This window comes from Paenibacillus sp. sgz302148 (assembly GCF_056120465.1).
Window position 1 is genome coordinate 14769 of sequence record NZ_JBVYOJ010000001.1, and the last position, 13407, is coordinate 28175.

Here is a 13407-nt window from a genome sequence, read left to right on the forward strand (position 1 = left end):
ATCAAGTCCACCTCCATCCAGCTGGATATTCGTTTTTGATCATGCCGTCGAGCCATTTTCCCCATCCAACCGGAAAACCGTCGATACAGACAAGTCCATATCCTTTCACATTGACGGCATCACTTGTCCTTTCCACCCGCTCCGCCTCATAGGCGACCGTTTCGCCTTTCAAATAGCGAATCGCATCCGCATCGCCTGACGTCAAGTTGAACTTGCGCCGGACTTCATCGCCGCGCAAGCCCATGGCAAGCGCCTGAGAAGGCTCGAACCGATTTTTTTTGAGCGTTCCGAGGTGCCAGCCCGGCCGGACAACCTTCAAGCCGTCCAGCGGAGGGACGTCCGTCGGGGAGATATACAGCTGCTGCCCGTAAACGATCAGCTTGCCTGAATCATGAGGGGCGAACAATAGATGCTCGGCTGCGAATTGTTCATAGGCCTCCAGTTCGTCGCCGGACGATGACGGCTGCGACTTGCCGCCGCCGCGTCCCTGCGGCGCAGCCCCTCCCTTGGCCGTCCGGTTGCCGGATCTGCCCGCTGCCGGCGCGGCACCGGCGGCCATCGTCTGGCCGCGAGAGGCGACGATTGGCCTCGGTTGTTCGCCCGGCATCTCGTCCGGGCTCGCGAGTTCTCCATTATGCCGGAGTACTGCCATAAAGTGGCCTTCGCCCTCGACATGGTGCGGCCACAGCCGCCCTGTCCCCCGTACCGCCTCGACAGCGGAGGCCGAAAAATGCCGGCCGCGCCAAGCCTCGCCCGAGATCCAGTCCGGGCGGCCCGGACGAAACCAACGGCCGGACGGTACCGGAACGATCGTGAACTGCGGATGCCTGTCCAGAAATTCGGCGATCATCGCTTCGTTCTCCTCCGGCGAAAACGTACAGGTCGAATATACGATCGTGCCTCCCGGGGCAAGCAGCCTGGCAGCATGCTTCAGGATGTCCCGCTGCATGATCGAGCATTTTTCGACGGTATGCCTCTCCCATTGGCGCGCCATATCTTCATCCTTGCGGAACATGCCTTCTCCGGAGCATGGGGCGTCGATCAATATTTTATCGAACGCATGGACGAATACTTGCGCGATCGAGCGGGGCTCTTCGTTCAAAATGACGGCGTTGCGGATGCCGGCAAGCTCGATGTTCTTCGCAAGCGCCTTGACCCGATCGGAGTGGTTGTCGTTCGTGACGAGAAGTCCCTGCTGCCGGAGCTTGGCGGCGATTTGCGTCGATTTGCCTCCAGGGGCCGCGCATAAGTCAAGAACCCAATCTCCCGGCTGAACGTCAAGCAGCTCCACCGGCGACATTGCGCTCGGCTCCTGTATATAATACAAGCCGGCATGGTAATAAGGGTGCTTGCCCGGCCGTTCCGATTCCTCGTAATAATAACCTTCGCGGACCCAATGTATCGGTTTAAGCCGGAAGGGCGATTCAGCCGCAAAACGCTCGGCCTCCACCTTCAATGTATTGACGCGCAGCCCATAATACCGGGGGGCGTCATAGGATGCCATAAAGGCATCGAATTCGTCGCCTAACAATCGTTTCATTTGATCGACAAAAGCAATCGGCAGCTGGTTGCCCATTCATGTTCTCCTTGTGCGCCAATTTTTTTCCCTAACTATCAGAATATCATGTTGTATGTCTTGTTGAAAATTATAATTCCATCGAATGCTCATTTCCGATCCCGGAATTGGGTCGGCGATTTCCCGTAATAATGGCCGAACGCCCTCGTGAAGGCGTACAAATCCGAATAACCGATGGACATCGCGATTTCCGTCACCGAATAAGCCGTACCGAGCAGCATCTCCGCCGCTTTGTTCATCTTGAGCCGCTGCAAGTAGCTATGCGGTGTCATGCCGACTTGTTTCGTAAATATCGTCGTAAAATGCGAGCGGCTGACGCCTACATAATCGGCGATATCTTGGATCGACAAGTTTTCCGTATAGTGCGTGTCCATCAAATCGATGCTAAGGCTCACCCAAGCGGTTCTGGCCGGTTCCGCAGATTTTCCTTCCGATTTCGCCATTAGCGAAATCATCTCATAAAGAACGGACATCAGCCGATAATAAGCATCCGTGCGGGGAAGCCTCTGAAAATCCCGAAAAAGCTCTGATCTCAGGTTGAACGCGCCGGAATCCGGCGACTTCAAGTAAGGCTCCGTTTGCCGTACGCCGGCAGCTTGCAGCAACGATTCCGCCTGCCGGCCATCGAATGCGAGCCACATCATGCGCAATGGCGTGTCCGCTGGGACTGCGACGTACGTATACGTAACCTGCGGGAACAAGACGAACATGCCGCCCCGTTCCAATACGACCGAACGGTCGCCGTAATGCACTTGCACCCGACCTTCTTCGATAAAATGAATGCTGTAATATTCTATGATTTTCGGACCCGAACGATAGGTTGGTTTGGCTACGTTTCTCCCCATCCGAAGCGGCCAAATCCCGCCGAGCTTGTCCCGATCGGTTGGCGTATGGAACAAATTCTCCGCAAACTCCTGATCGTATTCCTTCATCATCCGGATAACGTCCTCCGTTTCCAGTAAACACGCAATTCACCGTAATACGAACAAAATGACAACGAATCGAACATCGTGACATTTCGCTGCCGTCCGTTTTATTTTATGATCATCATAACACAATTCATCACAAAGTGGTGCATTGCCTGGAAGCTGATTCAGATACTTTGCGGGGACCGAAATTTAAAAAAGGAGTTGCTTTTGTGAAAAAACCAAACATTCTGCTAATTACAAGCGATCAGCAGCATTGGGATACGATCGGCGCATTCAACAAGGAGCTTCGGACGCCGAACCTCGATCGGCTCGTACGGGAAGGGACGACGTTTACGCGCGCATATTGCCCGAACCCGACCTGCACGCCTACGCGGGCTTCGATCATCACCGGCAGCTACCCGAGTCAGCACGGCGCTTGGACGCTCGGCACCAAGCTGCTTGAGGACAAGCATACGGTTGGTGAAGATTTTCAGGCTGCCGGTTATCGGACCGCGTTGATCGGCAAAGCGCATTTTCAACAGCTGCAAGGAACCGAGCAATACCCTTCCCTGGAGTCTTACCCGTATTTGAAGGATCTGGATTTCTGGAAGCAGTTTAACGAACCGTTCTACGGCTTCGAGCATATCGAGCTGCTCCGCAACCATACGAACGAATTTTTGGTCGGACAGCATTATGCCTTATGGATGGAGGAGAAAGGCTGCGATAACTGGCGAGATTATTTTACCCCGCCCGTCGGCAATATGGATCCGTCCATCCAATATAGTTGGCCGATTCCCGAAGAGTACCACTACAATACTTGGATCGCGGAACGAACGAACGCGAAGCTCGAACAATACAAGGAGAACGACGAATCGTTTTTCCTATGGGCCAGCTTCCCCGACCCGCATCCGCCATATTTGGTTCCTGAGCCTTGGAATAGCATGTACGATCCGGACAAATTGACGATTCCAAGCGTAACGCCCGGCGAACACGATAAAAATCCGCCGCATTTCGGCATGACGCAGCTGGAGAACCCGGATTTTTCGGCATGGCGCGAATCGGGCATGTCGATTCACGGCTATCACTCCCATATCGGCCTGAGCGAGCAAGACCGCAAACAGCTTGTTGCCACTTACTACGGGATGGTCAGCATGATGGACGAATATATCGGACGAATTCTCGATAAGCTGGATGCGCTCGGTTTAGCCGAGGATACGATCGTCGTGTTCTCGACCGACCACGGACACTTCTTCGGACAACACGGACTGCAGGCTAAAGGCGGCTTCCATTACGAAGACTTGATCAAGCTGCCGTTTATCGTCCGTTATCCGAAGCAGGTGCCTGCTGGACGTGTAACCGATGCGATGCAATCGCTCGTCGATCTGGCTCCTACCTTCCTCAGCTTCATCGGCGAAAAAGCGCCGCTGTCGATGACCGGCGTCGATCAAAGCGACGTGTGGCGCGGCGTAAGATCACAAGCGAGAGACCATGTTATTTGCGAATTCCGGCATGAGCCAACGACCATCCATCAGAAAACGTATGTTGACGCCCGGTACAAAATTACGGTTTACTACAATCAAACATACGGCGAAATCTTCGATTTGCAGGAGGACCCCGGCGAACTGAACAACTTGTGGGACGATCCCGGCAGCCGCGACCTCAAATCCGAGCTGCTGCTGAAATACGCCTGGGCGGAGCTCGGCAAAGAACCGCTGGCAATGCCGAGAGTATGGGGAGCCTAATACGCCGCTGAATGTTTCTGCGTTGCCTAGCGGTACCGATCGATCGGACTCGAAGTTTTACCACCGCATTCTATTTTGTTCGCGGCAGCGGCATGGTATGATGGGTTCACTGAGCAAAGGAATTAAGGAGGGAAGGCGAAGCCCGAAGGTTATGTCCGAACATCAATCCAAACCGCCTTGCTGCGCTGCTCCAAGACCGATTGCGATCAAACCGGCCGCAGCAGGACCAATACACACTATCGAACAAGAGTTCAAAGATACGATTGACTCGCACCCCGTTTCGAAAGCTGCCGACGGAATGATTCTGCTTCAAGGCGGCAAATTCCTGATGGGTACGGACGACAGCGAGGGTTTTCCGGCGGACGGCGAAGGTCCGGTTCGCGAAGTCGAACTCAAGCCGTTCTACATGGATCCTTATGCGGTAACGAACGCCAAGTTCGCCGAGTTCGTGCAAGCGACCGGTTATGTGACCGAAGCCGAGCGATTCGGCTGGTCGTTCGTCTTTCATTTGCTTGCTTCCGATTCGGTCCGTTCCGCCGTCACGTCCGTGCCGCGCGAAACGCCATGGTGGCTTGTTGTCGAAGGAGCCAGCTGGCGTTATCCCGAAGGCCGGGATTCCGACGTTGAGGACCGGATGGACCACCCGGCGATACACATCTCCTGGAATGATGCGAACGCCTATTGCAGATGGGCCGGCAAACGTCTGCCGACGGAGGCGGAATGGGAGTACGCGGCACGAGGCGGTCTGGTGCAGAAGCGTTACCCGTGGGGAGACGAACTGAAGCCGGACGGCGAACATCGCTGCAACATATGGCAAGGAAAATTCCCGGTCAAAAATAATGCCAGCGACGGGTATATCGGAACCGCTCCGGTGGATGCTTTTCAGCCGAACGGTTATGGCTTGTACAACGTCGCGGGCAATGTATGGGAATGGTGTGCCGACTGGTTCAGCGCGACCGAGCACGTTAAAGGTTCCTGCATCAACCCGCAAGGACCGCTTGGCGGACAAGCCAAAGTGATCCGCGGCGGCTCGTATTTGTGCCACAAATCGTACTGCAACCGGTATCGGGTTGCGGCGCGCAGCTCCAATACGCCTGACAGCTCCTCCGGCAACATGGGATTCCGCTGCGCAGCCGACGTTTAGGATCTAAGAAGAGCATCTAAACAAAGAAGCTTCCAGACCATTGTGCAACTACACAATGACTGGAAGCTTCTTTTAGTTGAACGGTATTGCGGCTATTCCGTTTGATGATCGCCAGCAAGCAACATCGCCTGAACCGCCGACTCTAATTCCGGATCGAGAATCCTGATATCTAGATCGTAAAACTCAAACGGCGCGGCGTTATATCGCTCCAGCTTCATCGCGTACGCGCCGACCTCCCGCCGGAGCCGCTCCAAATCGATGCCCAGCGCATCGGACGGATATTGCTCCAGCTTCGCCGTTGCCGCCTTCATCAGCTTGATCGCCCCGGCCACGTTTCCGTTCCGAAAATGATACAACCCTACAGCGACCTGCAGCAGCCCTTGATAAAGCTTGCTGCGTCCTTCCTCGAGCCACAGTTCTTCCAACACTTCATGGCATTCGAAATAGTCGCGCTCGATATTAAAATAATAGACGAACTGCACATACAACCGGTCGTAGCTCATTCGCCGCCGTTCGCTTTTTTGGCGCGCTGCAGCGCTTGCTGGATTTGCTGCGACAGCTCGCTAAGCTCCCACGCGTTTTCCTTCTCCCATATTTCGTTGAAGCGAAGCTGGAATTGCACCGCTTCCCTTACTTTATGGAAAAAATACAGCTCCTGAATATCGCTAAGCACTTTGGACACGACATTCGATTTGTCCTCGAACGATTTTTGCGCCTCTACGATGTCGCTGCGAATGCTGGACATTTCATTATCCAGCTGAAACGCCGCCTCGGCCGCTTTTTTGAGCCGCTGCTGAACGTCCTCCGGCAGCCGTTCCTTATATTTGTAATTGAGCGAATGCTCGATCGTCGCCCAGAAGTTCATCGCGAGCGTACGGATTTGAATTTCGGCCAGCACGTTTTTGGAGCCAAGAGCCGTCTGTACCGGATATTCCACGATAAGATGAAAGCTGCGATAGCCGCTCTCCTTGTAGTTCGTAATATAATCCTTCTCGTATAAAACCGTTAAGTCTTTGCGTGCCCGAATCATCGCCGCCACGCGATGAATGTCTTCGACGAACTGGCACATGATCCGGATGCCCGCGATATCCTCGATGCCGGTCTGAATTTGCTCCATCGGTACGTTCAGACGCTTCGCTTTTTCAATTATGCTTGAAATTCGCTTGACCCGGCCGGTCACGAACTCGATCGGCGCATATTCCTCGCGCGCTTTCAATTCCGTCCGCATCGTCTTGAATTTCACTTTCATCTCTTCTACGGCTTGTTCGTAAGGAAACAGAAATTTGTTCCAATCTCTTCCGTCCATACGTTTCATGCCTCCTTATTAAGGCCGATGATCCGCTCCGACCGCTTCGGAAATATGAGTAAATCCGTCGCGTCTTAACCGTTCCCTCAGCCCTTCATGAATTTCCCGGATTAATCCCGGACCTTTATAAATCAAGCCCGAATACACTTCCACCAAGCTCGCGCCGGCCCGTATTTTTTCGTAAGCGTCATCCGCCGAGAAAATACCGCCGGAGCCGATGATCGGCAATTTGCCCGCGGTTTGCTTATAGATTTGCCGGATGACGGCCGTCGAACGCTCGCGCAGCGGCACTCCGCTAAGCCCGCCCGTCTCCTTGGAATTGCCGTGGGTCAGCCCGTCCCGGCTAAGTGTCGTATTCGTGGCGATAATGCCCGAAACGCCGCTTTGATATATAGTATCTACCATATATTCCAATTCAATATCGCTTGAATCGGGAGCAATTTTCACGAGCACCGGCTTAACCTCTCCTGCTCCCGTTTTCGCTTGTTGGATTGCCATTTCGTCTTTCACTGCGGCCAGCAAGCTCCGCAGCTCTTCGCCATGCTGCAAATTGCGCAAGCCCGGCGTATTCGGCGAACTGATATTGACGACAAAAAAATCGCCGTACGGATAAAGCACGCGAATACATTCCCGGTAATCCTGCTCGGCGTCTTCGTTCGCCGTCGCTTTATTTTTCCCGATATTGACCGCAACCGGAATCCGCCGCTCCTTAAGCGACTTCAGCTGCTCGGCCATCGCGTGCGCGCCTTCGTTATTGAAGCCCATCCGGTTAATCAAGGCGAGATCGGGCGGCAAGCGGAACAATCTTGGCTGCTCGTTGCCGGGCTGCCCCTTAGGCGTTACCGTACCAACCTCAAGAAAGCCAAAGCCGATGGATGAGAAGCCGGGCACGGCTTTCCCGTTTTTGTCTAAGCCTGCAGCGAGGCCAATAGGGTTGCCGAATTGGATGCCGAACAAGTCCACGGCCAAGTCCGCCGTCTCCTGCACGCCGTACATGCCGCGAAGCATCGGTAGAAGACCTGGAATTTTGCCTGCTGCGTGCATGCCTCCGATCGTCAGGTGATGCGCTTTTTCGGCGTCCATTCGAAATAAAACAGGTTTTGCTAATGATTTGTATAACATGTTCCACACTCCGGTTCTTCTGTAGACTCTAACGAACAGTTTAACTTTTTCCCGCGCAAAAGAAAAGTGCCTCGCGGCAACTTGCTTGCCGGAGGCCGGGCGTTTCTATAGCAATTTCGAAATAAAACGGTTACAATAAAGTTATATTTCGATATTTTCCGATAGAAAGGTTGATCGCCGATGTCCACCAAAAGAATGCCGCCTTCACACCGTCAAAAACCGAAAGAAGAAGTCAACAAAAAAGCGATCGTATGGATCGTTGCCGTCTTTGCGGTCCTCGTGATCGGCATGACGCTTCTTCTCGTATTAAGTAACGGTTAATTTTAATCCAGCCACTTGTATACTTTATTCGGGTTCGTCTCGTCCTTGACGGGCTTGATTTTGAAAGGACTTTTGCCGGGTGGCGATACGACCGTGTCTCCAGGCAGCACGCCTCTCGTGATCGTCACCTTTGTCCCCTTCGACGCCATGTCGAACAGTTCCTCCACATCCGATTTGCTCATCCGAATACAGCCTAACGATTCGTCCTTCCCGATGCTGTCCTGCTCATCGGTGCCGTGGATCGCGTATAACGTATCCGACAGGGTCATCCCCCGGCTGCCGAATGCTCCATCCGACCTGCCATTCGGGTTCCGCACCTTCTCGCTGATGACGAACTGTCCTTCCGGCGTTTTATTGCCTCCCAGACCCACGACGTAATTCCGTATGATGATATGCCCGCTGACCAGAGCCAGCCGATGATTTTGCTTGTCTACAATAATTTCGTAAGGCTGCGTCAGATCGGTCAACACTGCTTCTTCAGCAGACTTTTGCGGATCAGCCGGTTGCTTGGCGTCAGGCCGGTTCACCGGTACCGCAACGAGATTCGGCTGAGGTTTCGCTGCCGCTTGAACCGCACCTAGCAATTCCGGGAAAACAACCTTCATGTATGCCGTAAACCCCGGAATGACGTTATCCGGATAATTTCCGGTGAGATCCTGAATTGTTTTCGGCCAATTTCCGTTAAGCTTGGCATAATTGCCGATCGCCGTTCGCAAGGTCAGCCTTTGCTCCTGCAGCGTGCTCCACCGTCCGAACGTCTTGATGGCAATTGTCGGATCGTCCGTCTCGCAATCGCACATCGCTTTCGAATAATAACGAACGAACCGGCCCGTGCCGTTCTGCGTGCGCTCCGTCGATACAATCGCCGTCGCAGGCTTCGTCCACAGCCCCCATGAGCCTTCCGATTGCAGCTCCAGCAAATACGAGTAGTCCGCTTTTACGTTTTTTCCGTCCAGCAGCATCGTCTGCAGCGCTGTTTTTGTTTTTTCGTTGCGATCGGCGCCGAACGTCAAATATACCGCCTTCATTCGGGAGGATGGCGACGTCGATAACGGCTGCGGCTGTTCGGGCATCGCCGGCTCAGGTGGTTCCGGGGCCGTTTCTGCGCCGCTCCCCCATACAAAAGCATCATCGACGATAGGTACTTTGGGAGCATCCACTTGCAGAGAAGACAGGACGAAAAACAATAACATGGCGATTAGCGTACGCTTCAGCAGTACGAATGGCTTCGTGTCCGGCTTCGGCCGTGCTTGCCCGCGTTCTTGCAGCAGTTCCTCGAGCGCCGGGAAATTTTTTTTCTCGAACGCTTCGAACACTTCGCCTGCTTGACCGAAACAATAATTCGCCTTCGCTTCCTTCCCGAGCGTTGCGTATTCCTTGCCTAACAAGTACCAGGCCATTTTGTTGTCGGGATGAGCCCTTACGTATTTTTTTAAATATAAAGGATCGTCGATCGGATTATGGTTAAAAAACTGCTGCAGCTGTTCATCGATCGTTTTTTGCTTCATATCCGCCCTCCGCATTCCATTTTACCGAAGTTCTGATTCTTATATCGGAATATCGCGGCGAGTTGTTTACGATAACCCCACAAAGTGGGGCCTGGCTGCGAAGCTGATTCAGGTACTTAAACGTTTGCGAAGCAAACTTGCATCGGAAGCGTTGCTCGGGGACCCCAAAACTTATAAATTCCAAACCTTAAAAAAAACCGAAGATCCCGAAGGACGATAAACGTCCCCCGTATCTTCGGCGCATATTCGCACGTGATGTTACTTAGTTGCTGCGATTTTATCGCGGAGAATTACCGTTTGGTATTCCGCGTTCCATTGCACGTCGAGACCGATCTCCTCCGCGAAGAAACGAACCGGAACATAGACGCGGTCGTTCTTCACATATGGCGCTACATCAAGAGCAATGCTCGTCGCTTTTTGGTCTCCGTCGATCCGCGTCACTTGCTTGTTGCCTGCGACGAGCTCATATACGACATCTCCGTTGCTGATCCGAACGTTTCCTTTGTTCTGTGCGTCTACTTTATAGCCAAGCGTTTCGGTCACGGCCCGCAGCGGAACCATCGTCCGAACGCCAACCACTTCCGGCGCTGCTTCTGTCGTGATGATCTTCTGGCCGTATACGAGCTTAACCGCACGATCCTTCGGCAAATCATTCGGCAGCTGATAGACGGATAACAATCGGATTTTGTTGTTATACGCGTCAGCGATGGCGATCGAGCCGTCTTTCCGCACAACGACGTCCGTCGGCAAATGAAGTTCGGCCGAGGTCGCGACGCCGTCCGTATTCCCATTCTCGCCGTGTCCGGCGAGTGTCGTTACTTGCCCATCCCATAAATAACGAATGGAGTGGTTCAGGCTGTCTGCGATCAGCAATCCGCCTTCAGCGGTAACGGCCAGACCCCGCGGCGCGTTCAGCTGCGCTTCCGCAGCTTTGCCGTCGGCATATCCGCCCGCTGCATAAGGGGCATTCTTCTCGTAAATCGAGCCGTTTGTACTGGCGCCAGCTTGTCCGCCTGCAACAGTCGTCACCGTACCGGCTCTTAAATCAATATAACGAATACGGTGATTGCCCGTATCGCTGACGTACAAATTCCCATTTGCGTCGAGTGCCAGCCCGGACGGTTCGTTGAATAAGGCATCCTGCAAGGCGCCGTCCTTATAATCGCCCGCGGATTCGGCAACGCCCGGGAAGTACTCCACGACGCGCGTCGAGGCTGCGTTCAACGTTGTCACCGCGCCGTCTTTGGCGATTTTGCGGATGACATGGTTTAACGTATCGGCAACATAGATCGTCCCGTCGGCGGCCACCGCAACGTCCTGCGGATGGTTGAACCGGGCTTTATCGCCCGTTCCGTCGGTCAATCCGATTACGCCGTTCCCCGCCACGGTCGTTACTTGCCCGTTCGCATCGATTTTGCGAATCGCGTTGTTGTCCGCGTCGGCGACGTAGATGTTCCCTTGCGAATCCGCTGCAAGTCCGCTAGGTCCTTGGAACAAGGTGATATCCGCTTTGCCGTCGGACAACGCGCCGATCGGAAAGCCTAAACGGTCTTGATCAAACGTGATACCGGCATAGGTCGAAGCGTCCGATAACGTCAGCTTGCGGATCAGTTGGTTGCGTGAATCCGCAATGAGCAGGCTGCCGTCTTGCAAGGCGAGCAAGCTGTTCGGCGTGCGGAAGGTTGCAGATTGCAACCTTCCGTTACCGTTGCCTAATTCGCCGTGCCCCGCAAGTGTCGACACTTCCAATAATGGCAGATTCGACAACACGTTGCTTGCCTGGGACGAACCGTCCGCCCATACCGTCGATCCGCCGATCAGCATCGCCGACACGAGCAGCGACGCGGAAGTTTTCTTAAATCGGTTCATGGTATACTCCTTTGTTTGAAATTGATTAGTTGAGACTTGGCAAACCCGCGATAACCTCATATTCTTTATCGATCTCCGAAGCATCAAAGGATGTCAAGGAACCATCTTGCTTGACGATTAACGCTTCTGCCAAACTGATTTTAAATTGATTAGATCCCCCTTCGGAAGGAAAAGACCAAAACTTAAGCGTCATCAAATCGCCGTTCAGCTCGAAATCATTTTTATCGCCATACTTCATAATGACAATCGTTAATTCCTTCTGCATGCCTTCATTCATTAATGTTTCTTTCGAATGAAGGACACTGCGAGTCTGACCATCTAAATTTAGCAGGTCAGGTGCCAATGTGTTAAAAGACTGCGTTTTATTGAAGTTCAGTCTGCTGTCCATAATAAAATGCAATTCAACAGCATAGAAGCTGTTATTATAAGTACTTCCGCTCACCGTACCTTTTGTGAAATTGTTAAATCTCACCTTCAACCCTTCGCTCGAGCTATTATCCAGCTTGATCGCAGCTTTCGGCAGTACCGGCGGCGTTCCCGGATCCGGGTTCGGATTCGGGTTCACTGTTCCCCCGGAAGAAGAACCTGGATTCGTCACAGGCGGCTGCGGAGCCGGATTGTTGTTGTTTTTATTTTTCAAATACTGTTCTCTCTCGGCCGGAGTCATCTTCGACAATAAAGCTTCTTCCGCTTTTTTCGCCGCTTCTTGCTGTGCTTTTTTGTTCGCTTCCTCAAGTTCTTTTTTGCGTTTTTCGAGCTGCTCCAATAAGCTTTTATTTCGGTCCTTCAGTTCTTTGGCCCGATCGTTTTCTTGTTCGAGTTGCTTTTGCTGCTTCTTTAGCAAATCTTCCTTCTCTTTGCGCTTCTTCTCCTCATCCAGCGTCAACTGAAGTGGCTTCGGATTATCCAAGTTGAGTTTGTGTTCCACATTACGATTTGCTTGATCGACGAGCTGCTGAAGCTCGTTTGATTGGATTTTTTTGGAATCCCGTGCGAACTTGGCAATCAACGAGATGACGTTGGCCAGGTTTTCCTGAAGCCTGTTCAAATCTTGTTCCTTGAATATTTCTCCATCCTGGGTAAATACTCCGTTTTCGACTAGAAGCTTTTTCATTTTTTCGATATATTGGCCGTTCTCTTGCTCGATATCCTGGTAGGTTTGAATCAATGCCCGAATCACTGCAGGATCAACTTGTGCCGCAAATTGCGACGGATCAACGACCGTTTGGTTGGATACGATGTCTCCGTTATTCAGATCGTTAATAAACGTGATCTCTTGCGTTGGATAGATGTTGTAGCCGCCGGCCTGAGTCGACTGGCCGTTACCACCGGGATTCGGGGTTGGCGATGACTTCGTTGTGGCATGCACCACGCCTGCCGCAACCATGACCGAGGTATTGCCCGTCTGCGGATCCACCGTAGTTGTAAGCACCGTACCGCGAACCGCCATGACCGCCGTTGGCGTTTCCACTTCAAATTCATCGTCCGCGTTGGAAATCGATCTCACTTTAGCCGCCATCGAGCCGGCCCACATTTTGACGCCGGATTTTTTGCTGCCGTTTTTGTCAGCCAGATCGGAAATGTACAAATCGGCGTTGCTGCCGATCGTAATCTCGTCATCGCTTTTGTCCCCGCTGGCCAGTTGAATGACGAGCTTGGACTTGTCGCCGGTCGTAATGTAGTCGCCTTGATTTAAGCTCATATTTTTGAATGCTTTGAACGATTTTGCCGCACCGGATTTTTTCACCGATACCGTTCCAGACAACTCTTTGATGATGCCGAGACGAACCGATTTCGCAGCTACCGCCGCGGGAGCCAGAGCCGAAGCTAAAAGTCCGAAAAGCAGCGTGAAGCAGATAACGATAGACATCGTCCTGCTTGTCCGAAATGCGTTCTTTCGAATGGACATGA

The 13407-nt window shown here is 52.9% G+C and carries 11 protein-coding genes; 3 read left to right on the forward strand and 8 right to left on the reverse strand.

Translation table 11 applies throughout. The annotated features are described in order from the left end of the window. Position 1: 1 nt before the first annotated feature. Positions 2 to 1576: an RsmF rRNA methyltransferase first C-terminal domain-containing protein gene (locus AC0LWM_RS00080; RefSeq protein WP_474672857.1), complete on the reverse strand. Its 1575-nt coding sequence runs from the start codon at positions 1574 to 1576 to the stop codon at positions 2 to 4. 89 nt (positions 1577 to 1665) lie between these two features. Next, the gene (locus AC0LWM_RS00085) at positions 1666 to 2511 is read right to left on the reverse strand and encodes a helix-turn-helix transcriptional regulator (RefSeq protein WP_474672858.1); all 846 of its coding nucleotides are present in this window, start codon (positions 2509 to 2511) and stop codon (positions 1666 to 1668) included. Positions 2512 to 2714: 203 nt separating this feature from the next. On the opposite strand from AC0LWM_RS00085, the gene AC0LWM_RS00090 reads away from it, so the two are divergent. Both AC0LWM_RS00090 and AC0LWM_RS00095 read left to right on the forward strand, forming a co-directional pair. Next, entirely contained in the window at positions 2715 to 4226 is a 1512-nt protein-coding gene (locus AC0LWM_RS00090; RefSeq protein ID WP_474672859.1) for a sulfatase family protein, read from the forward strand. Positions 4227 to 4377: 151 nt separating this feature from the next. Continuing rightward, positions 4378 to 5370 (forward strand): formylglycine-generating enzyme family protein, encoded by a 993-nt coding sequence (locus AC0LWM_RS00095; protein ID WP_474672860.1) that lies wholly within the window; start codon positions 4378 to 4380, stop codon positions 5368 to 5370. Between the two features lie 92 nt (positions 5371 to 5462). Here the strand turns inward: AC0LWM_RS00095 and AC0LWM_RS00100 are convergent, their stop codons facing one another. From AC0LWM_RS00100 to AC0LWM_RS00110, 3 genes are read right to left on the reverse strand one after another with little or no spacing between them, the layout of a single operon-like run. Beyond that, positions 5463 to 5873 carry a DUF309 domain-containing protein gene (locus AC0LWM_RS00100; RefSeq protein WP_474672861.1) on the reverse strand — a complete coding sequence of 137 codons (411 nt, stop codon included), beginning with the start codon at positions 5871 to 5873 and terminating at the stop codon, positions 5463 to 5465. Beyond that, positions 5870 to 6676: a GTP diphosphokinase gene (gene yjbM, locus AC0LWM_RS00105; RefSeq protein ID WP_474672862.1), complete on the reverse strand. Its 807-nt coding sequence runs from the start codon at positions 6674 to 6676 to the stop codon at positions 5870 to 5872. Before yjbM ends, AC0LWM_RS00100 begins: the two co-directional genes overlap by 4 nt. 18 nt (positions 6677 to 6694) lie before the next feature. After that, positions 6695 to 7798 (reverse strand): quinone-dependent dihydroorotate dehydrogenase, encoded by a 1104-nt coding sequence (locus AC0LWM_RS00110; protein ID WP_474672863.1) that lies wholly within the window; start codon positions 7796 to 7798, stop codon positions 6695 to 6697. A 180-nt stretch (positions 7799 to 7978) separates the two neighbouring features. Here AC0LWM_RS00110 and AC0LWM_RS00115 point away from each other — a divergent pair, with 180 nt between their 5' ends. Next, positions 7979 to 8119 carry a hypothetical protein gene (locus AC0LWM_RS00115; RefSeq protein ID WP_474672864.1) on the forward strand — a complete coding sequence of 47 codons (141 nt, stop codon included), beginning with the start codon at positions 7979 to 7981 and terminating at the stop codon, positions 8117 to 8119. Between the two features lie 2 nt (positions 8120 to 8121). Here AC0LWM_RS00115 and AC0LWM_RS00120 read toward each other — a convergent pair whose 3' ends face one another. The 3 genes from AC0LWM_RS00120 to AC0LWM_RS00130 form a co-directional block, all read right to left on the reverse strand. Beyond that, positions 8122 to 9627: a L,D-transpeptidase gene (locus tag AC0LWM_RS00120; protein ID WP_474672865.1), complete on the reverse strand. Its 1506-nt coding sequence runs from the start codon at positions 9625 to 9627 to the stop codon at positions 8122 to 8124. Positions 9628 to 9885: 258 nt separating this feature from the next. Beyond that, complete coding sequence (locus AC0LWM_RS00125; RefSeq protein WP_474672866.1) at positions 9886 to 11496, reverse strand: NHL domain-containing protein; 1611 nt, start codon at positions 11494 to 11496, stop codon at positions 9886 to 9888. A 25-nt stretch (positions 11497 to 11521) separates the two neighbouring features. Next, positions 11522 to 13405: a FecR family protein gene (locus AC0LWM_RS00130; protein WP_474672867.1), complete on the reverse strand. Its 1884-nt coding sequence runs from the start codon at positions 13403 to 13405 to the stop codon at positions 11522 to 11524. Between the last annotated feature and the right edge of the window lie 2 nt (positions 13406 to 13407).

Bases quoted from the DNA above. Each gene is read 5' to 3' on its own strand.
- AC0LWM_RS00080 (WP_474672857.1), bottom strand. From the start codon at position 1,576: ATGGGCAACCAGCTGCCGATTGCTTTTGTCGATCAAATGAAACGATTG.
- AC0LWM_RS00085 (WP_474672858.1), bottom strand. From the start codon at position 2,511: ATGATGAAGGAATACGATCAGGAGTTTGCGGAGAATTTGTTCCATACG.
- AC0LWM_RS00095 (WP_474672860.1), top strand. From the start codon at position 4,378: ATGTCCGAACATCAATCCAAACCGCCTTGCTGCGCTGCTCCAAGACCG.
- AC0LWM_RS00100 (WP_474672861.1), bottom strand. From the start codon at position 5,873: ATGAGCTACGACCGGTTGTATGTGCAGTTCGTCTATTATTTTAATATC.
- yjbM (WP_474672862.1), bottom strand. From the start codon at position 6,676: ATGGACGGAAGAGATTGGAACAAATTTCTGTTTCCTTACGAACAAGCC.
- AC0LWM_RS00110 (WP_474672863.1), bottom strand. From the start codon at position 7,798: ATGTTATACAAATCATTAGCAAAACCTGTTTTATTTCGAATGGACGCC.
- AC0LWM_RS00115 (WP_474672864.1), top strand. From the start codon at position 7,979: ATGTCCACCAAAAGAATGCCGCCTTCACACCGTCAAAAACCGAAAGAA.
- AC0LWM_RS00120 (WP_474672865.1), bottom strand. From the start codon at position 9,627: ATGAAGCAAAAAACGATCGATGAACAGCTGCAGCAGTTTTTTAACCAT.
- AC0LWM_RS00125 (WP_474672866.1), bottom strand. From the start codon at position 11,496: ATGAACCGATTTAAGAAAACTTCCGCGTCGCTGCTCGTGTCGGCGATG.
- AC0LWM_RS00130 (WP_474672867.1), bottom strand. From the start codon at position 13,405: ATGTCCATTCGAAAGAACGCATTTCGGACAAGCAGGACGATGTCTATC.